At 48.1% G+C, this 25,831-nt stretch carries 23 protein-coding genes; 20 read left to right on the top strand and 3 right to left on the bottom strand.

Annotated elements, in window-relative coordinates:
- Positions 1-137: 137 nt before the first annotated feature.
- The 20 genes from CA267_RS04165 to mutT all read left to right on the top strand — a co-directional run bounded on the left by CA267_RS04165 (position 138) and on the right by mutT (position 23,584).
- Entirely contained in the window at positions 138-989 is an 852-nt protein-coding gene (locus tag CA267_RS04165) for a BNR-4 repeat-containing protein (RefSeq protein WP_075608652.1), read from the top strand.
- 371 nt (positions 990-1,360) lie between these two features.
- On the top strand, positions 1,361-1,819 hold the full coding sequence (gene mraZ, locus CA267_RS04160; RefSeq protein WP_075608653.1) for a division/cell wall cluster transcriptional repressor MraZ: 459 nt from the start codon (positions 1,361-1,363) through the stop codon (positions 1,817-1,819).
- A complete protein-coding gene (gene rsmH, locus CA267_RS04155; RefSeq protein ID WP_075608654.1) occupies positions 1,816-2,754 on the top strand; it encodes a 16S rRNA (cytosine(1402)-N(4))-methyltransferase RsmH in 939 nt (312 codons plus the stop codon). Before mraZ ends, rsmH begins: the two co-directional genes overlap by 4 nt.
- On the top strand, positions 2,751-3,089 hold the full coding sequence (gene ftsL, locus CA267_RS04150; protein ID WP_075608655.1) for a cell division protein FtsL: 339 nt from the start codon (positions 2,751-2,753) through the stop codon (positions 3,087-3,089). Before rsmH ends, ftsL begins: the two co-directional genes overlap by 4 nt.
- The gene (locus tag CA267_RS04145; protein WP_075608656.1) at positions 3,086-4,861 is read left to right on the top strand and encodes a peptidoglycan D,D-transpeptidase FtsI family protein; all 1,776 of its coding nucleotides are present in this window, start codon (positions 3,086-3,088) and stop codon (positions 4,859-4,861) included. The genes ftsL and CA267_RS04145 overlap by 4 nt, the downstream gene beginning before the upstream one ends.
- Positions 4,851-6,380, top strand: coding sequence for a UDP-N-acetylmuramoyl-L-alanyl-D-glutamate--2,6-diaminopimelate ligase (locus CA267_RS04140; RefSeq protein WP_075608657.1), 1,530 nt, complete (start codon positions 4,851-4,853; stop codon positions 6,378-6,380). Before CA267_RS04145 ends, CA267_RS04140 begins: the two co-directional genes overlap by 11 nt.
- The gene (locus CA267_RS04135; RefSeq protein WP_075608658.1) at positions 6,377-7,780 is read left to right on the top strand and encodes a UDP-N-acetylmuramoyl-tripeptide--D-alanyl-D-alanine ligase; all 1,404 of its coding nucleotides are present in this window, start codon (positions 6,377-6,379) and stop codon (positions 7,778-7,780) included. The genes CA267_RS04140 and CA267_RS04135 overlap by 4 nt, the downstream gene beginning before the upstream one ends.
- Positions 7,774-8,856, top strand: a complete 1,083-nt coding sequence (gene mraY / locus CA267_RS04130) for a phospho-N-acetylmuramoyl-pentapeptide-transferase (RefSeq protein ID WP_075608659.1) — start codon at positions 7,774-7,776, stop codon at positions 8,854-8,856. The genes CA267_RS04135 and mraY overlap by 7 nt, the downstream gene beginning before the upstream one ends.
- Entirely contained in the window at positions 8,856-10,166 is a 1,311-nt protein-coding gene (murD, locus tag CA267_RS04125; protein ID WP_075608660.1) for a UDP-N-acetylmuramoyl-L-alanine--D-glutamate ligase, read from the top strand. The genes mraY and murD overlap by 1 nt, the downstream gene beginning before the upstream one ends.
- Entirely contained in the window at positions 10,163-11,443 is a 1,281-nt protein-coding gene (gene ftsW / locus CA267_RS04120; RefSeq protein ID WP_075608661.1) for a cell division protein FtsW, read from the top strand. Before murD ends, ftsW begins: the two co-directional genes overlap by 4 nt.
- Positions 11,436-12,509, top strand: a complete 1,074-nt coding sequence (murG, locus tag CA267_RS04115; RefSeq protein ID WP_075608662.1) for an undecaprenyldiphospho-muramoylpentapeptide beta-N-acetylglucosaminyltransferase — start codon at positions 11,436-11,438, stop codon at positions 12,507-12,509. Before ftsW ends, murG begins: the two co-directional genes overlap by 8 nt.
- Positions 12,506-13,954 (top strand): UDP-N-acetylmuramate--L-alanine ligase, encoded by a 1,449-nt coding sequence (gene murC, locus CA267_RS04110; protein ID WP_075608663.1) that lies wholly within the window; start codon positions 12,506-12,508, stop codon positions 13,952-13,954. The genes murG and murC overlap by 4 nt, the downstream gene beginning before the upstream one ends.
- Entirely contained in the window at positions 13,951-14,910 is a 960-nt protein-coding gene (locus tag CA267_RS04105; protein ID WP_075608664.1) for a D-alanine--D-alanine ligase, read from the top strand. Before murC ends, CA267_RS04105 begins: the two co-directional genes overlap by 4 nt.
- Positions 14,907-15,632 (top strand): cell division protein FtsQ/DivIB, encoded by a 726-nt coding sequence (locus CA267_RS04100; protein ID WP_075608665.1) that lies wholly within the window; start codon positions 14,907-14,909, stop codon positions 15,630-15,632. The genes CA267_RS04105 and CA267_RS04100 overlap by 4 nt, the downstream gene beginning before the upstream one ends.
- A gap of 19 nt (positions 15,633-15,651) precedes the next feature.
- On the top strand, positions 15,652-16,881 hold the full coding sequence (ftsA, locus tag CA267_RS04095) for a cell division protein FtsA (protein ID WP_075608666.1): 1,230 nt from the start codon (positions 15,652-15,654) through the stop codon (positions 16,879-16,881).
- A 115-nt stretch (positions 16,882-16,996) separates the two neighbouring features.
- On the top strand, positions 16,997-18,163 hold the full coding sequence (gene ftsZ, locus CA267_RS04090) for a cell division protein FtsZ (RefSeq protein ID WP_075608667.1): 1,167 nt from the start codon (positions 16,997-16,999) through the stop codon (positions 18,161-18,163).
- A gap of 153 nt (positions 18,164-18,316) precedes the next feature.
- On the top strand, positions 18,317-19,228 hold the full coding sequence (gene lpxC, locus CA267_RS04085) for a UDP-3-O-acyl-N-acetylglucosamine deacetylase (RefSeq protein WP_075608668.1): 912 nt from the start codon (positions 18,317-18,319) through the stop codon (positions 19,226-19,228).
- Positions 19,229-19,421: 193 nt separating this feature from the next.
- Positions 19,422-20,300, top strand: a complete 879-nt coding sequence (locus CA267_RS04080; RefSeq protein ID WP_075608669.1) for a M23 family metallopeptidase — start codon at positions 19,422-19,424, stop codon at positions 20,298-20,300.
- 159 nt (positions 20,301-20,459) lie between these two features.
- The gene (gene secA, locus CA267_RS04075; protein WP_075608670.1) at positions 20,460-23,180 is read left to right on the top strand and encodes a preprotein translocase subunit SecA; all 2,721 of its coding nucleotides are present in this window, start codon (positions 20,460-20,462) and stop codon (positions 23,178-23,180) included.
- Positions 23,180-23,584, top strand: a complete 405-nt coding sequence (gene mutT / locus CA267_RS04070; protein ID WP_075608671.1) for an 8-oxo-dGTP diphosphatase MutT — start codon at positions 23,180-23,182, stop codon at positions 23,582-23,584. The genes secA and mutT overlap by 1 nt, the downstream gene beginning before the upstream one ends.
- A 178-nt stretch (positions 23,585-23,762) precedes the next feature.
- Here the strand turns inward: mutT and CA267_RS04065 are convergent, their stop codons facing one another.
- From CA267_RS04065 to zapD, 3 genes are all read right to left on the bottom strand, one after another.
- Positions 23,763-24,629 (bottom strand): aspartoacylase, encoded by an 867-nt coding sequence (locus CA267_RS04065; RefSeq protein WP_075608672.1) that lies wholly within the window; start codon positions 24,627-24,629, stop codon positions 23,763-23,765.
- A 113-nt stretch (positions 24,630-24,742) separates the two neighbouring features.
- Complete coding sequence (gene yacG, locus CA267_RS04060) at positions 24,743-24,973, bottom strand: DNA gyrase inhibitor YacG (RefSeq protein ID WP_075608673.1); 231 nt, start codon at positions 24,971-24,973, stop codon at positions 24,743-24,745.
- Positions 24,974-25,051: 78 nt separating this feature from the next.
- Positions 25,052-25,804, bottom strand: a complete 753-nt coding sequence (gene zapD, locus CA267_RS04055) for a cell division protein ZapD (RefSeq protein WP_075608674.1) — start codon at positions 25,802-25,804, stop codon at positions 25,052-25,054.
- Positions 25,805-25,831: the final 27 nt, after the last annotated feature.

The raw sequence follows: 25,831 nt of genomic DNA, 5'->3' as shown, positions 1-25,831 counted from the left end.
GCAGGGTTCTTCATAAACCTGTCTTGTTCTTTGTTGCTCACTATTTACTTAGGTGGCTAAGCTTCATAGCTCGCGCCGCAATAAAAACAGGTTTAGTTTGAACAAAATTCGGACAGCAAAGATCAATACGCCCTAATATGGAGAAAGAAGGAAGGCTCTATAACCTGTATCGCGGTATTCAGTGGAATCCTTCATTTGTGACGTCTACTGACGGCGGAGAAACCTGGGGAAAAACCCAGCACCTGATTCAGGATGAGCTTAATGGTACCCAACGTCCTTACGCTCGCTACGTGGGCAATGGAACCGATACCATCGGTATTTCTTTTACTGATGCTCATCCCAGAGACTTCGGAAACAGCCTTTACTATGCAGAATTTCGAAATGGTAACTTCTATACCGCAAATGGCAGCTATATCAAAAATTTGAGTAAAGACGGGCCGCTTAAACCTTCTGAAGCAGAAAAGATATATACCGGCGGAGAAGGGGAATTCCGCGGCGTGGACTTAAGCGCTGAAAATAGTGCCTGGACCAGCTCTGTGGCTTTTGATGACAAAGGATACCCTCATATCGCTTATTCTTTGTATCTGAATAATCAGGACCAACGCTATCGCATTGCTTCTTGGAACGGAAAGCAATGGTACGACAGAGAAGTGGCTTATGCGGGTAGCCGTCTTTATGAACGAGAAGCAAGTTACACCCGTCTGATTACTCTTGAAGCAAGTAATCCTTCTCATGTTTTAATTTCATCAGATGTAAATCCATCTACTGGAAAAGCCCTTGAAGGCACGCATCAGGTTTTTCGCGCCCTGATTGGTGCCAACGATGATATTAACAGCATCCAATGGCAACGTCTGAGTAAAGATAACGCTCACCACAATATCCGTCCTATGGTTGTTAACGGCGAAGATAAGAACGCTATTTTGTGGTTAAACGGCGAATATAAGACCTACACAGATTACAACCTGGATGCAGTGGGAATAGTTTACTAAATTAACCGTAATATTTTTCGCCTGACTAATGATATGAGCCAGGCATTCAAGTTCCCCAAGACACTTCCTCGCCTCCGCCAGATTTTATTTTTTTCCGTTAGCTTTTTATTTATTGGCGGCTCTGCCTCTGTAGGCTTGTTTTTCCTACCGCGTATCAGCCACTTCCTCACCACACCTGTATAAATGAACAGCGATAAACCTAGCAACCACGCGGGCTCTGTGGCAGATTTTTGCTTGACAGTGGGAATGAATGGTCCCTAAACTGTCGTCTAGTGGGTAAAAGTGGCAAATTGTGGATCGTTTCAGAACGCTTTGCAGATCAATACTCAAAAAAACAAGAAAAATAGAGCAAAATAAAAAAGGCTAGGGGAATGTTCCGCGGCGCTAATGCAATCAATCTAGATACAAAAGGCAGACTGGCTATACCAACAAAATACCGCCAGTCGCTGCTGGATGATTGTAATGGACAGCTGGTCTGCACAGTCGATACACAGCAAAGTTGTTTGCTGCTTTACCCACTACCCGAATGGGAAGAGATAGAGCTGAAATTAAGTAAATTTTCCAGCACTATTCCTGCTGAACGCCGCATGCAGCGTTTGCTGCTCGGTTATGCCAACGAGGGTGAAATGGATAAAAGCGGCCGCTTTTTGCTTCCCTCTCCTTTACGTATTCATGCCAAGTTAGATAGAGAAGTCATGTTAGTTGGGCAGCTGAATAAGTTTGAGATATGGGATGCTGACATCTGGGCTGCACAAATTGAAGCTGACATGGAAACCGAGCGCGAAGGCAGCTTTGAATTAACCGAACGATTGCAGGAATTCTCGCTATGACTGTTGCTGCTTTCACCCACACTTCTGTACTTCTGCAAGAATGTATTGATGCGCTGGCTATTCAACCTGAAGGTATTTATGTCGATGCTACCTTTGGCCGTGGCGGGCATTCTGCTGCTATTTTGGCGCAGCTTGGTGAAAATGGCAGACTCATTGCGTTTGATCGAGACCCCCAGGCAATAGAAGCAGCAAAACGTTTTGCTGATGATCCCCGTTTTACCATCATTCACGAACCCTTCGGTGAAATGGCAAGGGTTCTCGCTGATATGCAATTGAGTGGAAACATTAACGGCGTGTTGATGGACTTAGGCGTTTCGTCACCACAACTCGATGATGCCGAACGGGGTTTTAGCTTTTTACGTGACGGCCCGTTGGACATGCGCATGGATACCACGCGCGGCATAAGTGCGGCACAGTGGCTCAACGAAGCAGACGAACAGGACATTACGCAGGTTATAAAAGAATTTGGCGAGGAGAAATTCGGCAAGCGTATTGCTCATGCCATTGTTAATCGTCGTCAGGAAAAGCCCCTTTCGCGCACTGCCGAACTCGCTGCATTAATTGATGAAGCCGTGCCTGTTAAAGACAAATACAAGCACCCTGCAACTCGCGCCTTTCAAGGTATCCGCATTTACATCAACGCCGAACTTGATCAACTGCGCGTGGGGTTAAAAGCCGCAGTAGAAGTATTAAAGCCTGAAGGGCGGCTGGCGGTCATTTCTTTTCATTCCCTTGAGGACAGGCTGGTTAAGCGATTTATTAAAGATCAAAGTCGGGGCAAAGTAGTGCCTCACGGATTACCCATCACCCAGGCTGAAATTGACGCCGATAAAGTATTGCGGTCTCTGAGCAAAGCCATCAAACCCAGCAAGGAGGAAATTACGCACAATGTGCGCTCCCGCAGTTCGGTCCTAAGAGTGGCGGAAAAACTGTGACGCCATCGAAGAACACGACGGCTTCGTCGACAAACTTCAACCTATTACTGATTCTGGTCTCAGATTTGACCCGCCACAAGTTGCGGGTTTTGTTGTATTTGATGGTAATTACCAGCGCCATGGGCGTTATTTTGAGTAGTCATTACAATCGCTTGCAAGTGATGAAGATAGAAACGTTGATGCAACAACGTGATGAACTGGATGTGGAATGGCGTAATCTGGTTTTGGAGCAACGTGCTTTAACCGAGCATAACCGCATTGAAGCTATGGTTGAGAAACAACTTAATATGCATCGGCCGCAGGCGGATAAAGAAGTTGTGGTAAGACTAAAATGAGCATCAGCACTTTGAAGACTCACAGTGCGCGCTCGGGCGCGAAAAAAAACGTCACTCCCGGCCTCGTGCAGTGGCGCTTTCTTGTTGTGTTGGCTGTAGTCATTCTGGTATTTGGCGTTCTTGTTGTCAGAGCTGCATATATTCAGGTTATTGAGCCGGACAACCTGATTGAGCAAGGCGACAGCCGTACGCTCAGAACCCGGAATATGCCAAGTTATCGCGGTATCATTGCCGATCGTAATGGGGTGGAACTGGCGATCAGCGTGCCCGTGCGTGCTATCTATGCTGATCCTAAGATTATTCATGAGCAAGGCGGACTGACTCAGATGCGTCGCTGGCGCGCGCTTGCTGATGTTTTAGGGCAGAATGTTGAAGATTTACGCAGCAAAGTCAGTAATCCGCAACGCCGGTTTGTGTACCTGCAACGCCAGGTTTCTCCCGCCATGGCCGATTATGTCGAGAAGCTGGACATTCCAGGAATCTATCTGCGAAAAGAAAGCCGCCGTTATTATCCCAATGGCGAAGTAACAGCACAACTTATTGGTATTACCGATGTTGATGACAGCGGTATTGAGGGCTTAGAGCGTCTTTATAATGACTGGTTGACCGGTACGCCGGGTTCACGGGTGATCCGCCGGGACGCCAAAGGCCGGCAGGTAGAAATTTTACAAACGAAAGACGGTGAAGCTGCAGGTAATCTGACGTTAACAATCGATCAGCGGGTGCAGGCTCTGGCTTATCGCGAAATTAAAGAAGCCATGTTGTACTATCAAGCCACTTCGGCATCAGCAATTGTTGTCGATGTTCATAGTGGCGATATCCTGGCGATGGTAAATGCGCCTTCTTTTAATCCTAATGATCGCGACGATATTTCTCCGCATCGCATGCGCAACCGTGTGATCACAGATGCCTTTGAGCCAGGTTCCTCAATGAAACCTTTGGCGGTACTTAGTGCGTTGGAATTTGGCAATGTAAAAGCCGACGATATTGTTGATACTTCCCCAGGCTGGATGCGATTGGGCGGAAGCCTGGTGAAAGATCATAGAAACCTGGGTAAGTTGTCGCTTGAAGAAATAATCCAGCACTCCAGTAACATGGGCACGTCCAAACTGGCGTTAGGCGTACCTAAGCAGTTTTTGCTGGATAACTATTACAATATGGGTTTAATGACTGACACAGGTACCAACATGCCCGGCGAAAGCAGCGGAATTTTCCATGAGCGCAGCCGCTGGTCGAAATTTGAAATTGCCACTCTTTCCTTTGGTTACGGTATCTCTATTACCACAGCTCAGTTGGCGCGCATGTATGCCACTATCGCGAACGGCGGTATAAAAAATCCACTCAATATTGTCAAATCTCCTGCCTCTAGCAGTTGGAAGCCAGCAGATGAAAGAGTGGTAAGCGAGAAAAATGCAAAAGCGGTAATGGACATGATGGAAAGCGTTACCCAGCGTGGCGGCACGGCATTAAAAGCGAGAGTTCCCGGGTATCGCGTAGGCGGAAAAACCGGCACCAGTCGTAAAGCGGTGGCCGGGGGTTATGGCGAAGAATATGTCAATATTTTTGCCGGTATAGCGCCGCTGTCAGATCCACAGATCGTGACTGTTGTGCTAATTAATGAACCGGGAGGAGACTTATATTATGCCGGCGACACGGCGGCACCGGTATTTTCCTCTATTATGGGAGGCGCGCTGCAACTATTGAATATTCCGCCCGATGACAAACAAGTCACTTCCACTCGTTGGATAAAAGGGGCTGCCAATGGTGGTTAGCGCGTTTGTTCAAAGTATCCGGGCGTTGCTGGCAAAATTCGGCGTGGAAGCGCCGGATATACGTGTTGCCGGTCTCACCCTGGATAGCCGCGCCGTATCCACGAAATTAGCCTTTGTGGCGGTGAAAGGTCATCAGGCTGATGGCCGTGATTTTATTCCCCAGGCCATAAGCTTAGGGTCACGCGTCATTTTGGCGCAAACAGAAGACAGTAATAGCCACGGCGCCATTCAGATGCGTGGCAACACCGTAATCATTTCATTGTTCGAACTGCCGCAAATGTTGTCTTCACTAGCGGCGGCGTTTTATGACTATCCAGCCAACAAAATGGCAACGGTGGCGGTGACCGGAACCAACGGAAAAACCTCTGTAGTTCAAATGGTTACTCAACTAAAAGATAAACTTGGAACCCGTAGCGCTTCTATTGGAACCTTAGGCAGCAGTGTCTACGAAGGTGAGCAAACACGGTGGTTACCTTCCAATGCGGGAAATACCACGCCTGATGCTATCACTATGCATTACCTGTTGGCAGAGTTTGTGCAACAGGAGGCGCGGCATGTGGCGTTTGAAGCGTCTTCCCACGCCATTGTTCAGGGAAGGCTTGCTCAGGTAACCACAGATATCGCGGTGTTTACGAATTTGTCCCGGGATCATCTGGATTATCACCAGAGTATGGAAAATTACGCCGCAGCCAAACGCCAGTTATTAAAGCAACCGGGATTACATACCGTGGTGCTTAACTGGGATGAAAAGGAAAGCCGTAATTGGATAAAGGAACTTCCTGCTGATATACGCGTTATCTGGACGTCAGCGGACGTAAACGCTGATTTTTCATCTCCAGATAGCCATTGTTTGGCCACAAATATTCACTATCATCCCAAAGGTTGTCAGTTCGAACTGGTCACAAGTTGGGGAGTTGCAGGCGTAAAGCTTCCGCTGTTGGGTAAGTTTAATGTCAGCAATACGTTAAGTGCAGTAGCAACATTATTGGCGCAAGGCGAACATTTCGAAGATGTTGTGCAGGTGCTGCCATCGCTTAAAGCTGTCCCCGGTCGCATGGAGATATTTACGTTTAAGAGCGCGGCAACAGTGGTGGTGGATTACGCCCACACGCCAGATGCACTTGAAAAAGCGTTGGCGAGCGCGCGGGTTCATACTGCGGGCCATGTGTGGTGTGTATTTGGGTGTGGCGGTGATCGCGATAAGGGCAAGCGGCCATTGATGGGCAAGGCGGCTGAGGCCGGTGCCGACCACATTGTGATCACTACTGATAATAGCCGTTCTGAACCCGCTCAAGCAATTGTGGATGACATATTAGCAGGCATTGCTTCTCCTTCTTGTGCCGTAAGCGAACCGGATCGGGAAAAGGCTATCCGTTACTGTTTAGACAACGCTCAGGCTGATGATTTAATTGTTGTCGCCGGAAAAGGGCACGAAGATTACCAAATCATCGGGAAGAAAAAATCAGATTATAACGAACGTGCTGTTATCGCACGTTTGCAAAGGGAGTACAGCAAATGATTAGCACTACGCTGTCTTGGATTGCCGCTCAGGTAGGGGGAAAGCTGACAGGCGACGATCTTACAGTCAATGGCATCAGCACAGACACCCGCTCCTTAAAAGCAGGGGATGTGTATCTGGCGCTCAGCGGTGATAATTTCAATGGTCATCAATTTGTGGCCGATGCGCATAAAGCTGGCGCTTGCGCTGTTATTGTCAGCGAGAAGGTGGATACCTCTCTCCCGGCTATATATGTCAAAGACACCAAGCTTGCATTAGGCGAGCTAGCTGGCGCAGTGAAAAGAGAAGTGGCCCCAAAAACTATCGCTATTACCGGTAGCAGTGGCAAAACCACAGTGAAAGAAATGACCGCTGCGATTTTATCTCGCCGTGGCTCTGTATTAGCAACAGCGGGCAATTTCAATAATGAAATTGGTGTGCCACTTACCTTGCTTCGCTTGGAAAATCACCACGATTTTGCGGTGCTGGAACTGGGCGCAAATCACTTAGGTGAAATTGCCTATACCACTGAACTGGTAAAACCCGATGTGGCAACCATCGTAAATGCTGCCGCTTCTCATCTTGAAGGCTTTGGCAGTTTACTTGGCGTGGCCAGAGCAAAAAGTGAAATTTTTAAAGGGCTGGGGAAAAACGGTGTGGCTGTTATTAATGCCGACAGCCAGTTTGGTGATTTTTGGAAGGGTAAACTGAAGCAAACCAAAATACTCACATTTTCGCCAAAGCAGGAACACCCGGCAGATTTTTACGCAGAAGAGGTTATTCTTGGGCTGGATGGCTGTGCCGATTTCCAGCTTCACTGCCCCCAAGGACAAATTGGTGTGCAGCTACGCGTGCCTGGCTTGCATAATGTTGGCAACGCTTTATTGGCGGCATCGCTGGCGCTACAGGTAGGCGCCACCTTGGAAGATGTACGTGACGGTTTGCTGGAAATGCAGCAGGTGCGTGGCCGGTTGAACATAAAGCAGTTGTCACCTCAGGTGCGCCTGCTAGATGACACGTATAATGCCAACGTGGCCTCAGTTAACGCTGCAATAGACACACTGGCAAGTTTTTCCGGCGTGCGTGTGCTGGTACTGGGGGACATGGCAGAGCTGGGGGAAAAAGCCCGCTACTACCACGAACAGGTGGGCAAGTACGCGCTTGAAAAGGGCATCGACCACTTATTTACGTTAGGCGTACTAAGCCAAAGTGCCAGCGCCATATATGGAAACACAGGCGAACATTTCAGCGATGTTGATAGTCTTGTGGCGGCGCTGGAACACCGCCTGCTCAATGAGCATCGTGATATTTCTATTCTGGTAAAAGGTTCTCGCAGTTCGCGTATGGAAAGAGTAGTAATTGCGGTTGAGGCATCCCCTGTGGGAAAGCTTGATCGTCGTCGGGAGCGCATTGCATGCTAATTTGGCTATTCGACTGGCTGACGCAGTTTGAGACAGGATTCAACGTATTTTCGTATCTTACGATGCGGGCGATATTAAGTACGTTAACAGCTTTGCTCATTGCCATTCTGATTGGTCCTAAAATGATCCGTAGTCTGCAGAAAATGCAGATCGGACAAACTGTTCGCGACGACGGTCCGCAAAGTCATCTTTCCAAAGCTGGCACGCCAACAATGGGTGGGCTGTTAATTCTAGCTGCTATTGTTACCAGCGTATTGCTATGGGCAGACTTAACCAATCATTACGTGCTGGTAACGTTATTTGTGGTCATTGGCTACGGCATCATTGGTTTTATTGATGACTACCGCAAAGTGATTCGAAAAGATTCAAAAGGCTTAATTGCCCGCTGGAAATACTTCTGGCAGTCGGTCATTGCTATTCTGGTGGCTTTCTATCTGTTTAATTCCGCTACGTTGGGAGCGGAAACATCGCTGCTGGTGCCCTTCTTTAAAGAGGTATTTCCGCAACTGGGCATCTTCTTTATGTTGGTGGTGTATTTTGCCATTGTCGGTACCAGTAATGCGGTGAATCTTACTGACGGACTGGACGGACTGGCGATTGTGCCCACTATTTTGGTGGCTGGAGCACTGGCAATTTTTGCTTATGTTACTGGCAATATTAATTTCGCTAATTATCTGAACATCCCACATATTCCTTTCACCAGCGAACTGGTAATTGTTTGCACGGCTATTGTAGGCGCTGGGCTCGGGTTTCTATGGTTTAACACGTATCCCGCGCAGGTATTTATGGGCGATGTAGGTTCTCTTGCACTTGGCGGCACACTGGGTGTGTTGGCGGTGCTGGTACGCCAGGAAATCGTGTTGATTATCATGGGTGGTGTGTTTGTTGCCGAGACTCTTTCTGTGATTTTGCAGGTAGGTTCTTACAAGCTGCGTGGTCAGCGCATTTTTCGTATGGCACCCATTCACCATCACTACGAACTGAAAGGTTGGCCTGAGCCGCGGGTTATTGTGCGCTTCTGGATTATTTCGTTGATTCTGGTGCTGGTTGGCTTGGCAACGTTAAAACTAAGGTAATGATGAAAAACAAATTTGCCACACAGAACATTGTTGTTGCTGGACTGGGAGTAACCGGTCAGGCCTGTGTGCGCTTTTTGCAAAATCAGGGCGCGAAGGTAACCGTATGGGATACGCGCGCTCAACTGGCAGTGCCTGAGTCGATTACAGTGCCAGTGGTGTTAGGTGAGCCTCCGGTAAACTTTTGGCAGCAGGTGAATTTGCTGATCCTGAGCCCGGGAATTTCTCCTGCAATTGAAGCTGTCAGCAATGCCCGGGCCGCGGGTGTTGAAGTAATAGGCGATATTGAATTTTTTGCCAGATTAACCAATATTCCTGCCTTTGGAATTACCGGCTCAAACGGTAAAACCACTGTCACCTTGTTACTTACTCATATTTTAAAAAATGCGGGTATGAAAGTTTGCGCCGCAGGTAATGTGGGAATGCCGGTGTTAGAAATACTGGCGATGAACCTTGATGCGGTGGTGCTGGAACTTTCCAGTTTTCAGCTTGAAAGCACATCTACTTTGCAACTGAAGGCGGCGACCATTTTAAATGTGTCAGACGATCATCTTGACCGCCACGGATCGCTGCAGTCGTACACTGAAACCAAACAGCGAATTTATGCTCATTGCGAGCATGCAGTAAGCTGGCGTGCCCAGCCTGAAACTGCGCCGGTGGCGACGATGGCTCATACTACTTTCGGACTTGATGAAAGCGATAGTAATTTCGGACTGCGCAACAACTGGATCACGTGGCAAGGCAAGCCCGTCGTCGATATGGCCAAAGCGCAGCTGGTGGGCCGACATAATGCACTGAATATTCAGGCAGCACTGGCATTAGCCATGCAAGCTGGCGTTCAACCCGACACTGCGGCGCCCGCTGTTTATAGCTTTGTATCTGCGCCACATCGCTGCGTGCAAATCGCTAGCCATCGCCGTATTCGCTGGATAGACGACTCCAAAGCGACCAACATTGGTGCCACTCTGGCTGCCATTGAAGGGTTGGGCGCAACGCGAACAGGAAAACTTATTCTTATTGCCGGCGGCGATGCAAAAGGCGCTGATCTTACGGCATTACAACCAGCCTTGAACCAGTATGTTGATTGGATTATTACGTTGGGCCGAGACGGCAAAAAAATTGCCGCGCTGACTGAACAATCAGAGTATGTTAACGACATGCGCGATGCAGTGACCAGCGCAAATCGGCGTGCTCAGGCCGGTGACATTGTGCTGCTATCACCCGCTTGCGCCAGCTTAGATATGTTCGATAATTATGCGCACCGGGCGAAGGTATTTGTCGATGCTGTAAACGAGGTGGCGGCGCAATGATTGCTGCAACTGCAAAACTCACCAGTTTATTTAATGCCCGCCACGGTGAAGCGCCATCTGCGGGGCCTTATGATGCAGGTTTGGTATTGGTTGCTCTGGCTCTGGCGTCCATTGGGCTGATTATAGTGACTTCTGCTTCTATGCCAATTGCAGAACGCTTATACGGCAACCCGTTTTATTTCTCCATTCGCCATGGCATCTATCTCGTCGCGTCATTAATTGCTGCCGCTGTCGTGCTCCAGATCCCCATGCAATTTTGGCGGGTCACCAATCCATACCTGTTGCTCATTGCTATTGCACTATTGCTGGCAGTATTGCTGGTGGGTAGAAACATCAATGGCAGTACACGGTGGATAGTTATTGGCCCGTTAACTTTACAGCCTGCGGAACCTGCAAAACTGTTTTTCTTCACCTATCTGGCAGGCTATCTGGTTCGGCGGTACGAGGAAGTTACTGAAAACCTCAAAGGGTTTATAAAACCGCTTTTGGTGTTTTTCTTACTGGCGACGATGCTGCTGATGCAGCCTGACTTTGGTACCGTGGTTGTCATGCTGACCACGACAATGGGGCTGCTGTTTTTAGCAGGCGCCCGCTTATGGCAGTTTTTTGCAATCGTCTTCGCGGGCCTTTCTGCGATTGTGGCGTTAATCGTATTTGAAGAATACCGCATGCGTCGGGTAACGTCTTTTCTTGATCCCTGGGCCGATCCTTTCGGTAGCGGGTACCAACTTACCCAGTCGCTGATGGCTTATGGTCGCGGTAGCTGGTTTGGGCAAGGCTTAGGAAACAGTCTGCAAAAGTTAGAGTTTCTGACGCAAGCACATTCCGATTTCATCATGGCAATTCTTGCCGAAGAACTGGGGCTGGCCGGCGTCGCCTGTACATTAGGGTTACTTTTGTACTTAGTGATAAAGGCGCTGCGGATTGGCAATAAGGCATTAGTTAAGCAGCGTCCATTTGAAGGTTATCTGGCTTACAGTATTGGCATTTGGCTTAGCTTTCAGACAGCAGTGAATATTGGTGCCAGTGCTGGCGTATTACCCACCAAAGGGCTCACTCTGCCGTTAGTCAGTTATGGTGGCACCAGTTTAATTATTGTAGCCGTAGCCATTGCATTGTTATTACGAATTGACTTTGAAATGCGCGTGGATGGTGTGCAGGCGCTTGAGCGCAAAGATAAACTTCGGTTAACGAAAAAAGAGGCACGAAGTGCAAAAGGTAAAGAAGCGGTAAATGCCATGTTGAGCGATGTCGCCAAGGAGGCCGCGCATGAATAAACGTTGTTTAATTATGGCAGGTGGGACTGGCGGGCACGTATTTCCAGGATTGGCTGTCGCTAAAGCGTTGGCAGCGCGCGGCTGGGATATTCAATGGCTAGGCACCGCACAACGGATGGAAGCCGAGGTAGTTCCTGCTAATGGTATTCCTATTCATTTTATTCCGGCAAAAGGTTTGCGTGGCAAAGGAACAGTTGCAAAATTGGTCGGGGTAATGGCTTTAGCGCAAGGCTTGTTCTGCGCGCGCGGCGTGATATCAAAGTTAAGACCTGATGTGGTAATAGGGTTTGGCGGCTATGCCAGCGGCCCCGGAGGGTTAGCGGCATGGACAAAAGGTATTCCGCTAATTATTCATGAGCAGAATGCCGCTGCGGGTATGACAAATCGGCTGCTTAGCCGTATCGCGAAGAAGGTACTGGTAGGGTTTGCTGATGCAAAGTCGCAGTTCAGTCATGCTCCGGAACGTTGCGTTGCAGTGGGCAACCCGGTGCGAAAAGACATTGTGAATGTGCCGGCAAAAGTAAAGACTCACCAGCCGCTGAGAATGCTTATTGTTGGAGGCAGCCTTGGTTCGCGCCCGCTTAACGAGATTGTCCCGGCGGCTTGTTATAACTTGAATGATTTGAGCGTCTGGCATCAAACCGGAAAAGGAAATCGACCCACGGTAAAAGAAGCGTGGCAAGGCAGTGCCTGTAACGTAAAAATTACTGAATTTATTGATGATATGGCAGAAGCCTATACCTGGGCAGACGTGGTGATCTGCCGGGCGGGCGCTTTAACGGTAGCAGAAGTTGCTGCAGCCGGTGTGGCAGCAATGTTCGTTCCTTTGCCCCACGCGGTTGATGATCATCAGACTAAAAACGCCATGTCGTTAGTCAAACAGGATGCCGCTGTGCTGGTTGAGCAATCTGAACTACCGGCGCGCCTGGAAAAAATTGTTGCAAGCTGGATAGCTCAACCTGAGGTATGTCTGGCAATGAGCCAACGTGCGAAAGCCTGTGCAGTAACAGATGCCACCCATAATGTAGTTAGCCAGTGCGAAGCGCTGGTGGGAGCTGTCGAATGATTCTTAAAACATCCTTTCAAAGCCCGCAGATGCGAAAGGTAAAGCGTATCTTCTTTATCGGCATCGGCGGTGCCGGAATGGGGGGAATAGCCGAAGTATTACTTAATGAAGGTTATGACATTGCCGGTTCAGATATTCAACCTAACGCAATGACTCGCCGTTTAGAAGAATTTGGCGCTTGTATCACCGTGGGTCATGCCGCTACGAACGTGCAAGGTGCCGATGTGGTGGTGGTGTCCAGTGCTATCGACGAAGCCAACCCGGAAATCCAGCACGCCCGCGAATGCCGTATTCCCATTATCCGCCGCGCAGAGATGCTGGCGGAACTCATGCGCTTTCGTCACGGCATTGCCATAGCCGGAACCCACGGCAAAACGACTACCACCAGTTTAATCGCCACCATTTTTGCTGAAGCCAGGTTAGACCCCACTTTTATTATTGGCGGGTTGTTAAATAGCGCTGGCACCAACGCAAGATTGGGTAAAAGCCGTTACTTGATTGCCGAAGCGGATGAAAGTGACGCTTCATTTTTACATCTGCAGCCAATGGTATCGGTAATAACCAATATAGAAGCCGACCATATGGGTACCTACGAAGGTGACTTTTCCAAAATGAAAGACGCCTACGTCGATTTTCTGCACAACTTGCCCTTCTACGGGCAAGCCATCGTGTGTGGCGATGATGAAAATATTCAGTCGCTGCGTTCAAGAGTCGGGCGCAATATGTTGACCTATGGCTTTGGCGAAAATAACGATGTACGGGCTGAAAATGTAAATTTGTCGTTTGGCCGCGCCAGGTTTGATGTCATTCGTCCTGGCTTGGCGCCATTAGATGTGACGCTGAACCTAACTGGTATGCATAATGTCTTAAATGCACTTGCTGCTATTGCTGTGGCAACTGACGAAGGCTTACCCGATACGGCGATCATCAACGCCCTTGCTGGTTTCGGTGGCATTGGCCGGCGTTTTGAAATACTGGGAAGCTTTGACACCAGTAAAGGAAATATCTGCTTGGTGGATGATTATGGTCATCATCCTACTGAAGTCAAAGCAACCATTGCAGCCGCCCGTGCTAACTGGCCTGATCGCAGACTGGTCATGGTTTATCAACCACACCGTTTTAGCCGCACCCGCGATTTGTACGAAGATTTTGTTGAGGTTCTTTCCCAAGTGGATGTGTTATTGATGCTGGATGTTTACGCGGCCAGTGAAGCGCCTATTGAAGGCGCTGACAGCAAGGCGCTTTGTCGTAGTATGCGGTTACGAGGGCAGCTTGAGCCAATTTACGTAGGAGACAAAGAATCATTGCCTGACATTCTGGTCAATATTTTGGCTGATGGCGATATTGTAATGACTCAGGGCGCGGGAAACATCGGACAAATTGCAACATCACTGGCAACTGCCAAAATGCAGCCCGAATTAATGTCAGCCGAGGTACAGGCATGATGAAAATTTTTAAGCCAGAAGCGTTTGGTCGAGTCGCGGTAATGCTGGGTGGAGAATCAGCAGAACGAGAAGTGTCTTTGCGTTCAGGTAATGCGGTATTAAATAGCCTGATAAAGCAGGGAGTCAATGCCTTCGCTTTCGATCCCGCTGAGAGACAACTTACTGATCTTATAGGTGAAAATGTTGATCGCGTTCTTATTATGCTGCATGGCCGCGGCGGTGAAGACGGCGCGATGCAAGGGGCGTTGCAGCAGCTAAAAATACCTTACACCGGCAGCGGTGTTCTGGGATCGGCTCTGGCGATGGATAAAATCCATAGTAAACAAATCTGGCAATGCCTTGATTTACCTACTGCAAAATATCAAATTGCTGATAAAAGCTGCTTTGAAGCTGGATCATGCAACGCTATAATGAATGAACTGGGGAACGAGGTAATGGTTAAACCGGCTCGGGAAGGTTCGAGTATCGGCATGGCCAGAGTGACAAGCGCTACACAACTTGCAAATGCCATACAGGATGCGTTTATTTACGATAACGAAGTTCTGTTGGAACAGTACATTGACGGGGCCGAATTTACTGTAGCCGTGTTACACGGGCAGGCGTTACCGTCAATCCGAATGTCTACCCCTCATACTTTTTACGATTACGCGGCGAAGTATCAGGATAATACAACCGAATACTTTTGTCCGAGTGGTTTGCCAACAGATAAAGAAAATGAACTGGCCGCACTCTCCATTCGAGCATTTAAGGCGCTATCTGGCAGTGGTTGGGGCCGAATAGATGTCATGCAGGATGCAACAGGCCAGTTTTATTTACTGGAAGCGAACACAGTGCCGGGTATGACAGAAAAAAGTCTGGTGCCAAAAGCGGCAAAGGCTGCAGGTATTAGCTTCGACGATTTAACCCTCGCGATTCTTGCTACCAGCATGCCAGCAGATTTGCAGGCGGCCCCATGAGCAATCATCCCAGCCGTACAGCATTTTGGGCGGGAGTCGTGTTCCTGCTGGTGGTGTTGACTGCTCTGGTGATGGGAGGCATAAAGGTGCAAGCCTGGCTGCAGGACGAACAGCGCGCGCCTGTGCAGGTAGTGGATTTTTCTGGTGAATTTGAGCACGTGAATGTGGTGCAGCTTGAGCGCCTGATCAGAAAGTCTCAGCCAGGCAGTTTTTTTGCGCTGGATGTGAATGAGGTGTTCCAGTTAGTCGAATCGCAGCCCTGGATTTATCGGGCGTCGGTGCGCAAGCAGTGGCCTAATACGTTAAAAATTTATTTGGTAGAGCAAACTCCCGTGGCCCAGTGGAACGAGGATATGTTGCTGAATCCTTACGGGGAGACGTTCAGCGCCAGCGCGGAAGGCCTGGCTCTACCGCGACTTTTTGGTCCCAGTGGCAGCGAAAAAACGGCACTGGAAGGGTATAACGCGATGCAATCGCTGCTGGCTACCACAGCCATGCCCATCGTTGAATTATCGTTAAGCGAGCGATTTGCCTGGCAAATTCAGCTGGGAAATGGCATTGACCTGAATTTAGGCAGAACAGAATTTATTGATCGGCTACAACGTTTTATTGATGTATACCCGTTACTGGCACAGCAGCCAAAACCGGTAAAATATGTTGACCTTCGTTACGATACGGGGTTGGCGGTTGGCTGGGAAACCAGTACTGATGAACAGAGTTAGTAAGAGAGTAAAGGAAACCATGTCAAAACCTGCTGAACGCAACTTGATTGTCGGCCTCGATATTGGCACCAGCCAGATAAAAGCGGTCGTGGGTGAGTTGCTGAATGATGATCAGATCAGCATCGTTGGCGTCGGTACCCACGCTGCCAAAGGAATGGACAAAGGTGGCGTCAATGACCTGAATCTGGTGGTAAAAACCGTTCAGCGCGCAGTCAGCGAAATGGAGTTGATGGCAGACTGCCGGGTGTCGTCGGTGTTTATGTCTATTTCCGGGCGTCATGTGAAATGTCAGAACGAGAACGGCATGGTTCCTATTAATAATCAGGAAGTGACCCAGGAAGACGTTGACAACGTTATTCATGCTGCACGTTCAGTGCCGATTGCCGCAGAGCGACGTTTGCTGCATGTGTTGCCGCAGGAATTTACCATTGATGTGCAGGAAGGCATCAAAAATCCTATCGGTATGTCTGGCGTGAGAATGGAAGCGGACGCGCACATTATTACCTGCGCAGATGACATGGCGAAGAATTTGGTTAAATGCGTAGAGCGTTGTGACCTGAATGCGGATCAACTGATTTTTTCGGCGTTAGCCAGCAGTTACGCGGTTTTAACAGATGATGAGCGCGAGCTTGGCGTCTGTGTCGTCGATATTGGCGGCGGTACCATGGATATCGTGATTTACACTGATGGTGCAATTCGACATACCGCAGTGATCCCAGTGGCCGGTAATCAGATAACCAATGACATCGCTAAAATTTTTCGTACTCCCATCAGCAATGCAGAAGAGATAAAAGTGAATTACGCATGCGCGTTGAAAGACATGGTGAGCATGGAAGAAAGTATCGAAGTGCCAAGTGTGGGAGGACGTCCTGCACGCGTGATGTCACGTCATACGTTGGCCGAGGTCATCGAGCCGCGATATCAGGAATTGTTTGAACTAGTGCACGATGAAATTCGTGCCAGTGGGTTGGAAGAACAAATTGCTGCCGGATTAGTGCTAACCGGCGGCACAGCCAAAATGGAAGGAGCAGTCGAATTTGCAGAAGAACTGTTTCAAATGCCCGTGCGCGTGGGCAAACCGATTAATGTGAAAGGCTTGTCGGAATATACCGACGACGCAGGCTTTGCCACTGTAGTCGGTCTTTTACATTACGGGAAAATGCAATCAGATAACAAAAAAGCCAGTAAGCAGAAACCTGGTGAAAGCTTGTTTCACCGAGTGCAAAGCTGGTTTAAAGGTGAATTTTAATTTTTTTAATTTTGGGGGCGCTAAGGCTACGGCATGTGGATCAGCAAGGAAGCATCTGATCAGCGGGATATGACCTGGCTTAGTGTTGAAAGACGTACCAAACCGGAGAGTAAGTATGTTTGAATTAATGGATAGTCACGGCGAAGAAGCCGTAATCAAAGTTATCGGCGTCGGTGGTGGCGGTGGTAACGCTGTTGAGCACATGGTGTCTCAGAATATCGAAGGCGTTGAGTTTATCGCTATTAACACTGATGCACAGGTACTACGTAGTTCCAGTGCTGATGTTACCTTGCAGATTGGCTCAAAAGTTACCAAGGGCTTAGGTGCGGGTGCCGATCCTAATATCGGGCGGGATGCCGCACAAGAAGATCGCGAAACCATTCGTCAGGCGCTCGACGGCGCAGATATGGTGTTTATTACCGCTGGTATGGGTGGTGGCACAGGTACCGGTGCAGCCCCGGAAGTCGCAAGAATTGCGCGCGAAATGGGCATTCTTACTGTTGCTGTAGTTACCAAGCCGTTTCCGTTTGAAGGGAAAAAGCGCACTGCCTTCGCTGAACAGGGTATTGCAGAGTTATCCAAGCATGTGGATTCGTTGATTACGATTCCTAACGAGAAGCTGCTTAAGGTAATGGGGCCGGGAACACCGTTGTTGAAGGCTTTCAGTTCTGCTAACGATGTTCTCAGCGGTGCCGTTCAGGGTATTGCTGAACTGATTACACGACCTGGTTTGATCAACGTGGATTTCGCTGACGTAAAAACTGTTATGTCAGAAATGGGTACCGCCATGATGGGGAACGGCGCAGCATCCGGTCCTGATCGTGCTGAAGAAGCGTCTGAAGCTGCAATTGCGTGCCCACTGCTGGAAGATATCGATTTGTCTGGTGCTCGCGGTATTCTGGTGAATATCACTGCCGGTCCTGATTTTGCTATCGACGAGTTCGAAATTGTCGGTAACGCAGTGAAAGCATTTGCATCGGAAAATGCCACAGTGGTGGTGGGTACTGTCATTGATATGGAAATGACTGACGAACTGCGAGTGACGGTAGTTGCTACGGGTATTGGCGCAGAACGTAAACCAGATATTTCATTGGTGAGTTCAGAAGGAACAAGATTGACGGCTTCCGCTCGTGAATTCGGTACCAGTTCCGTAAGCGAAAGTCGCAGTAGTATCGGTGGCACAGATGGTAATCAGGCGTTAAAGGCTGATGAAAGCGTTCAGCCGAATAATGATCTGGAGTACCTGGATATTCCCGCTTTCTTGCGTAAGCAGGCGGACTAATATCGATATGTTTGGGAATTCTAGCGCGGCTTTATTGTCATAAATAAGTAATGATGCGCTTTGCTGCGCAGTTGATATGACACATTTTTGACATAATAGTGTTGGGTCACTATAATATGCGGCCGCTTTTTGAACAGGTAAAAGCAACGAATCATGATTAGACAACGTACTATCAAGCACCCGGTGCAAGAAACCGGTATAGGTTTGCACAAAGGGGAAAAGGTCACGATGACTCTCCGGCCTGCGCCTGCGAACACTGGTATAGTGTTTCGGCGTGTTGACCTTGACCCGTTTGTGGATATTCCTGCGCGTGCAAATGCCGTGGGTAACACCATGCTATGTACCTGTATAAATAATGAAGACGGTGTAAGTATTAATACCGTAGAGCATTTGGCGTCTGCATTAGCCGGGCTGGGTATCGACAACATTATTGTAGAAGTTGACAGCAATGAGCTGCCTATTATGGATGGTAGCGCCAGCCCATTTATTTTCTTGCTGCAGTCGGCCGGTATTGAAGAGCTGAATGCTCCTAAGCGTTTTATCCGTATCAAGAAGCCGGTGCGTGTTGAAGATGGTGATAAGTGGGCTGAGCTGGTTCCTCATGACGGCTTCCGCGTCGATTTTCGTATCGATTTTGATCATCCTGTTATTAGCCAGACCCGTCAGCACATGGTGATGGATTTTGACAGCTGTTCATATGTCAATGAAGTCAGCCGCGCGCGGACCTTTGGCTTTATGCGCGACCTTGAATATATGAACGCAAACAATCTTGCGCTTGGCGGCAGTATGGAAAACGCTGTTGCGCTGGATGAGTTCCGGATACTTAATCCTGAAGGTTTACGCTATGAGGATGAGTTTTTAAAGCACAAGATTCTTGATGCAGTGGGCGACCTGTATTTGGGCGGCCACAGCATTATTGGTGAGTTGCGAGCTTATAAAACGGGTCACGGGCTAAACAACAAATTGTTAAATGCAGTATTGGCACAACAGGAATGTTGGGAATTCATTACTTATGAATCTAAAGATGATGCACCGATTCGCTACGCAGAGCCTATTCTAGCATAACGCTGTTTATGCCAGTACTTTTATAAAAGCCGCCATTTCAGGCGGCTTTTTATTGGCTAAAGAGGCGGAACGCCGATAAAATCATCTCGTTCTTGTTACGGTGGATGAAAAATCCGCTGTAAAAACGGGATTGACGTTTGTTCATTCAGGCGAACAACGTTAAACTAACCCACGTTTTTCTATGAGTTGAGCAATGAAACTAACGATTACTTTAGTCGGTAAACATCGACGCTACCGCCGCAGTATCAGCGTGAGAACGCTGGTCAGCCTGACGGTGCTGTCTTCTTTGTTTATGTTAGTTTCCAGTCGCTCTACTGAATCAGTCTCTGAAAACCTGGCTCGCGTTAAACTTGCGCAACAAGCTACGAGTAAAGAGCAGGCTGAGCTGGATGCGTTAAAGCTTCAAACGCAAGCGCAGTTACAAGTATTAGCAGTACATTTGGCTACTTTGCAGGCGCAAGTAAGTCAACTTGACGAACAAGGCAATTTTATTGCTGAAGAATTAGGGATGAAAGCCGCTGACCTGGAGGTTTTCAAACCAGACATATCGCCTAAAGATCCCATTGATGATCCCCTGATGCAGCAAATTGCTGTCATGCAACAGTCGCTGGATAGCAAAACCCAGCAGCTAAACATGCTTGAAAGTTTAGTCAGAGGTCACCATATCCAACTTCAGAGCCAATTATCTGGCAGACCCGTTGGATCAGGATGGTTGTCTTCTTATTACGGTATGAGAGCAGATCCGTTTACAGACAAGCCAGCAATGCATCAAGGTGTAGACTTTGCTGGGGCGTCAGGTGATGATGTTGTGGCTACCGCCGCAGGTATCGTTACCTGGGCAGGTACACGACACGGTTACGGCGAACTGGTTGAGATTGAACATGGAAATGGCTTGATTACCCGTTACGGGCATAATCGGACGTTGAATGTCTCCATCGGTGATATCGTAACTAAAGGTCAGGTAATTGCTGAAATGGGCAATACCGGCCGCTCCACGGGTGCTCATGTTCATTACGAAGTAATAAGAGGCGGGCAGCAAATCGATCCTCTGCCTTTTGTCTACCCAAAGTAGACTGAGGCAGCAGCCAGGTAAGTTAACCTACCCTTGGGTGGTTAGCGCAGCAAGTTAGGGTGACATTCCTATGCAGAATGCGTAGTGTGTCATTTTTTAAAAATCGACGAGGCAGCTTAAGCTCCTGGCGTCTCGACAAGTAGTGGAATAATCAACCAAATGTTTTCAAGCATCGTGAGAAAAGTTTTCGGTAGCCGAAATGACCGACTATTAAAAAAATTACAAAAATCCGTAGATGCCATCAATGCGCTGGAAAAGGATTACGAAGCGCTCAGCGACGAACAACTTAAAGGTAAAACTGCAGAGTTGAAAGCTAAGTTGGCAGAAGGCGCAACTCTTGATGATATTTTAGTTGAAGCGTTCGCTACTGTGCGTGAAGCCAGTAAACGTGTATACGGCATGCGTCACTTCGATGTGCAGTTGCTCGGTGGGCAAGTTCTGCATCAGGGTAAAATTGCCGAAATGCGTACCGGTGAAGGTAAAACTCTTACCTCTACTTTGCCGTCCTATCTGAACGCGTTATCAGGGAAGGGTGTGCATGTCATTACCGTCAATGATTATTTGGCGAAGCGGGACGCGGAATGGAGCCGGGAGCTTTTTGAATATCTTGGAATGACAGTAGGCTGTAATGTGCCGGGTATATCACCGGAGCAAAAACGTAAGGCTTATAATTCAGATATTACCTACGGCACCAATAACGAATTCGGTTTTGATTATCTGCGCGATAATATGGCGTTTAGTCCTCAGGATCGAGTGCAACGGGAACTCAATTTTGCGGTAGTCGATGAAGTCGATTCCATTCTGATTGACGAAGCACGGACACCACTTATTATTTCTGGTGCGGCGGAAGACAGTTCAGAATTGTACCGTCGGATCAATTCGGTTATTCCTGAGTTAGTTCAGCAGGAAAAAGAAGATGAAGAAGGCGCGCATGGCGACGGAGACTATACCGTTGATGAAAAATCCCGCCAGATTCATTTGACCGAACATGGTCAGATTCACGTTGAAGAAGTGTTGCACAAAGAAGGCATATTGCCCGAAGGCGAATCCTTGTTCGCAGCCGGCAATATCTCATTGTTACATCACATCAATGCAGCCCTGCGAGCGCACAAACTGTTTTCTAAAGATGTCGACTACATCGTAAAAGACGATCAAATTGTCATCGTTGACGAACACACGGGCCGCACGATGGAAGGTCGTCGCTGGTCAGAAGGTCTGCACCAAGCAGTTGAAGCCAAAGAAGGTGTAAAAATACAAAATGAAAACCAAACCTTAGCATCAATTACCTTCCAGAATTATTTCCGCTTATACACCACTTTATCGGGTATGACGGGTACTGCTGATACAGAAGCGTTCGAATTTAATCATATTTACGGTTTAGAAACGGTCGTCATTCCTACCAATCGTCCTATGCAACGTAAGGACATGGCAGATTTAATTTATATGACCGCTGCGGAAAAATACGAAGCTATTGTTGAAGATATTAAAGCTTGCGTTAAGCGTGGTCAGCCAGTGCTTGTGGGGACGGTTTCTATCGAAAACTCCGAACTGCTTTCAAACGTCCTGAAGAAATCCAAAGTTCCTCATAAAGTGTTGAATGCTAAGTTTCATGCTCAGGAAGCAGATATCATTGCCCAAGCTGGTAAAAGCGGGTCTGTGACTATTGCCACTAATATGGCGGGTCGGGGAACCGATATTGTATTAGGTGGTAATTGGCAGGCTGGTGTGGCAGATGTGGAAAGTCTCACGCCTGATCAGGTCGCGAAACTGAAAGCGCAGTGGAAAGAAAACCACGATAAAGTGATTGAAGCTGGCGGTTTGCATATTATCGGTACAGAACGCCACGAATCCCGTCGCATTGACAACCAGCTACGAGGCCGTGCCGGACGCCAGGGCGATCCAGGTTCCAGCCGGTTCTATTTGTCTCTTGATGATGCCCTTATGCGCATTTTTGCATCCGAAAAAATGGCGAGCATGATGAAGCGTCTCGGAATGGAGCATGGTGAAGCCATCGAGCATCCTTGGGTAACGCGTGCTATCGAAAACGCACAACGCAAGGTTGAAGGCCGTAACTTCGATATGCGTAAGCAGTTGCTTGAATATGACGACGTGGCGAATGATCAGCGTAAGGTAATTTATGAGCAGCGCAACGAATTACTGGATGAAGGCGATATTAGCGAAACTATTGAGGTGATCCGTGCTGACGTGGTTTCCAGTGTGGTTGATGAATACATACCGCCTCAGTCGCTGGAAGAAATGTGGGATATTCCAGGCCTTGAACAACGTCTGAAAGGCGACTTCGCAGTAGATTTGCCAGTGCAATCCTGGCTGGACGAAGATGACAAGCTGTACGAAGAAAAGTTGCGTGAGCGCATTGCTGAAGAAGTAGAAAAAGCCTACAAGAAGAAGGAAGAAATCGTGGGCGCGGAGGTACTCCGTCAGTTCGAAAAAGCTGTCATGTTGCAGAATCTGGACAGTCACTGGAAAGAACATTTAGCGGCTATGGATCATCTTCGCCAAGGGATACATCTACGAGGTTATGCACAAAAGAATCCGAAACAGGAATATAAGCGCGAGTCTTTCGAGCTGTTCTCGCAAATGCTGGAAGCGCTGAAAGTGGAAGTGATTACCGTTTTAAGTCGTGTGCAGGTTCGCGCTGAGTCAGATGTTGAAAAAGTAGAAGAGCAACGTCGGCAGGCAGATGAATTGCCTAAGCAGTTCGAGCACGAGCAGTCTCCGGCGACGCAGTCGGCGAAGCCCGAAGCCTCCAGCTCAAGCGCCCAAACCGCTATGCGTGAAGGGCCTAAAGTGGGCCGCAACGATCCTTGTCCATGCGGCTCGGGTAAGAAATATAAACAGTGCCACGGTAAATTATCGTAGTGAAAGTGGTGAATGTTGCGGTGGGGATTATATTAAAAGCGTCCCCGACCAGCGGCGACAATGTGTTTGTTTGCCGCCGGCCAACCAATGTGCATCAAGGGGGGAAATGGGAATTTCCAGGGGGAAAGATTGAAGGTGGAGAAACCACTGAACAAGCCCTCGCCAGAGAACTCTATGAAGAAATAGGAATAGAGGTTAACAGCAGCATGCCGCTAATGGTTATTGAACATGACTATGGTGATAAAAAGGTCAGGTTGGATATTCACACCGTTACCGACTTTAGCGGTGAACCTTATGGAAAAGAAGGACAGCAGGGAAAGTGGGATAGCATCGCCACGCTGAACCCTCAGGATTATCCCGCCGCAAACATAGCCATCATTGAACGGCTACAGCACAGCTGCTAACAATACATTTCGAAGGGAGCAGAATACGCTGCTCCCTTTGAAATTTTCTCGGTCCCTATAATATTTTATTTCAACCTATTCTTATCATTTCAGGTGCTCTGACTGCGGGTTGCCCAAGCCGTAGTTGATAAGCTACATCCCTTTGAGAATGCAGAGAAGACACATTGATCACTCCGATTTAAAGCGTAACTAACGACGCAGTAGCAAAGGCTACATGCAACTTGTGATAAGCCGCTTCATTAATAAAATGCGGATAGGTAACATCTTCTCCCTGCCAGGTAATATCCGTTCCATCAAAACAGCGGAAAATTGGCTGGCCAGGCAGCAAAGGCACAAAGTCAGCATCCTGAAGCTGATGGTGGATCATTGCTTTACGCTCACCGTCTTCGTTCATGGGAAAATCAATATTTACCCCTAAACGAAACGCTTCACACTCCGGCAGATTTTGTGTTTTGCCGTCATTATAAGCCTGACAAAAAGCAAGCAGGGTTTCTGTTAGTGTCTGAGTAAGTTGGTACACATCTTCACGCAGCACGCCCTGAGGCTGGGCACCCACTTCTACCATCACGCCGCGGCGGCCAATGGTACATAAGTAGGGATGCTCGGGCACAGGTTTTTCGTCTTCCACTAAAATGTTCGCTTCCGGCATATGTTGCTTTACGTACCGCGCCATTTGAATATGAAAGTCGTCGGTAGCCAGAATAATTAGCGTTGCGCCCATATGGCTGGTGGTATTGTGAATATCAATCACCAAGTCGGTATTGGATTCTCCCTTTGGACCAAGCTCCTGATTTATTTTCTTAGCGAGAATTGCTTCTTTTGCGTCACTATCGCTGTTCAAGCGCTCTGGCAAAAACTGGCGGTTTAAATCTTCATCTAAAAATCGAACATTGGCTTGCATCGCCGCATGGTTAGCAAAAAAACAGCGAATATTAAGTGAAGAAAATGCTGACGGGATGCCGTTTTGCATCCAATTTCTTACCAACTGAATGCCGCTGGTTTCGTTTCCGTGGGTGCCACCCACTATCGCAACTGAGTTAATCATACAAATATATCCCGAAAAAATTTAGATCCGCACAACATTCATGGCGCGTTGATTTTTGCACCAGCATCCTTACGTGGCTAACTATCTGCTACTAAAAGTAGATGTCGATGTTCTTAATGCTTGAAGAACTCATCCGGTTGCTGGCTCAGCATAGCTTCAATTTCTTCGATATCAGGAACATCAGCCTGACTCTCCGGCGTCGGGCTTTTGCTGGGAATGCTTCTTTCTTCGCTCGCCCATTCACCTAAATCGATTAACTGACACTGCTTAGAGCAGAAAGGGCGAAAAGGACTATCTGCAGACCAGACGACGTCCTTACTACAGATTGGACATTTGACTTTCATGACTTACCTTGGGGTTAATAAACAGGCAAAGCCTTTGCAGGCCAAACCGTTGAACAGGGAGTAATAGGTTTATATAGTTTAGCAAGCTGCCAGCGAAAATGTTACATCAGTATCAACAGATCCATTCTGCGGCTGTTGGGTATCAAACCACATAAAGCGGATTGCATAACGGTATTTATTACCACTGAGATTCGGGTACTGTCCCGTGTCTATCTGGCACCGGACACGGATAAGTTCGTTTTTATCTTCGGCAACGCCTTGGTAGAACCCGTTTTGCGCCGTCTGCTTCTGAAAGGTGCCGCGCTCTCGCAAAAATGCCAGGCTTATCGAAATGGCCTCTTCAAGCACCGCCAGCGAGGCTAACCAGTTATCAATTGCTTTCTGTCGTTCAGCAAGCGGTTGATGTAACCAGAAATGTAAATTAGGTAAATCGAAGCTACAAGCGCCACCAGGGATCGCAAAGCGCTGGCGGATGCTACCTAAAAACTTATCGTCTTTGAGGTCGCTGCCAAATTTTTTGCCATTTTTCAATTTTGTTCGCAAGCGCAGAATATTTTGCAACGCCTGCTCTAACGCAGCACTGTTAATATTAGGGTGTTGCGACCAATACACCAGACTGCGTTCATGGGTATCCAGATCTTTTAAAATATCGGTGCGCAGATCCAAGCGGTCAAGCAGATCTAATAAAGTAAACAACTGGTCAAAGAAATACATGTGCAGCGGAGCAGTTTGAACACAGGCACCGGTTTTCAGTTGAACAAGCAGTTGTTCAATACGCAGGTAGTTTCTCACCTTTTCTTTTAATGGAAACTCGAAAACGGCCTCAGACATGGATTTCCTTATAGTTGTAATTGTACG

Source organism: Alteromonas pelagimontana (genome assembly GCF_002499975.2).
GTDB classification, from domain to species: domain Bacteria; phylum Pseudomonadota; class Gammaproteobacteria; order Enterobacterales; family Alteromonadaceae; genus Alteromonas; species Alteromonas pelagimontana.
This window is presented reverse-complemented; position numbering and strand designations above follow the sequence as displayed.

Excerpts from the sequence above, each read along its gene's own strand:
- CA267_RS04165 (WP_075608652.1), top strand. The coding sequence starts at position 138 with ATGGAGAAAGAAGGAAGGCTCTATAACCTGTATCGCGGTATTCAGTGG.
- mraZ (WP_075608653.1), top strand. The coding sequence starts at position 1,361 with ATGTTCCGCGGCGCTAATGCAATCAATCTAGATACAAAAGGCAGACTG.
- rsmH (WP_075608654.1), top strand. The coding sequence starts at position 1,816 with ATGACTGTTGCTGCTTTCACCCACACTTCTGTACTTCTGCAAGAATGT.
- CA267_RS04145 (WP_075608656.1), top strand. The coding sequence starts at position 3,086 with ATGAGCATCAGCACTTTGAAGACTCACAGTGCGCGCTCGGGCGCGAAA.
- CA267_RS04140 (WP_075608657.1), top strand. The coding sequence starts at position 4,851 with ATGGTGGTTAGCGCGTTTGTTCAAAGTATCCGGGCGTTGCTGGCAAAA.
- CA267_RS04135 (WP_075608658.1), top strand. The coding sequence starts at position 6,377 with ATGATTAGCACTACGCTGTCTTGGATTGCCGCTCAGGTAGGGGGAAAG.
- mraY (WP_075608659.1), top strand. The coding sequence starts at position 7,774 with ATGCTAATTTGGCTATTCGACTGGCTGACGCAGTTTGAGACAGGATTC.
- murD (WP_075608660.1), top strand. The coding sequence starts at position 8,856 with ATGATGAAAAACAAATTTGCCACACAGAACATTGTTGTTGCTGGACTG.
- ftsW (WP_075608661.1), top strand. The coding sequence starts at position 10,163 with ATGATTGCTGCAACTGCAAAACTCACCAGTTTATTTAATGCCCGCCAC.
- murG (WP_075608662.1), top strand. The coding sequence starts at position 11,436 with ATGAATAAACGTTGTTTAATTATGGCAGGTGGGACTGGCGGGCACGTA.
- murC (WP_075608663.1), top strand. The coding sequence starts at position 12,506 with ATGATTCTTAAAACATCCTTTCAAAGCCCGCAGATGCGAAAGGTAAAG.
- CA267_RS04105 (WP_075608664.1), top strand. The coding sequence starts at position 13,951 with ATGATGAAAATTTTTAAGCCAGAAGCGTTTGGTCGAGTCGCGGTAATG.
- CA267_RS04100 (WP_075608665.1), top strand. The coding sequence starts at position 14,907 with ATGAGCAATCATCCCAGCCGTACAGCATTTTGGGCGGGAGTCGTGTTC.
- ftsA (WP_075608666.1), top strand. The coding sequence starts at position 15,652 with ATGTCAAAACCTGCTGAACGCAACTTGATTGTCGGCCTCGATATTGGC.
- ftsZ (WP_075608667.1), top strand. The coding sequence starts at position 16,997 with ATGTTTGAATTAATGGATAGTCACGGCGAAGAAGCCGTAATCAAAGTT.
- lpxC (WP_075608668.1), top strand. The coding sequence starts at position 18,317 with ATGATTAGACAACGTACTATCAAGCACCCGGTGCAAGAAACCGGTATA.
- CA267_RS04080 (WP_075608669.1), top strand. The coding sequence starts at position 19,422 with ATGAAACTAACGATTACTTTAGTCGGTAAACATCGACGCTACCGCCGC.
- secA (WP_075608670.1), top strand. The coding sequence starts at position 20,460 with ATGTTTTCAAGCATCGTGAGAAAAGTTTTCGGTAGCCGAAATGACCGA.
- CA267_RS04065 (WP_075608672.1), bottom strand. The coding sequence starts at position 24,629 with ATGATTAACTCAGTTGCGATAGTGGGTGGCACCCACGGAAACGAAACC.
- yacG (WP_075608673.1), bottom strand. The coding sequence starts at position 24,973 with ATGAAAGTCAAATGTCCAATCTGTAGTAAGGACGTCGTCTGGTCTGCA.
- zapD (WP_075608674.1), bottom strand. The coding sequence starts at position 25,804 with ATGTCTGAGGCCGTTTTCGAGTTTCCATTAAAAGAAAAGGTGAGAAAC.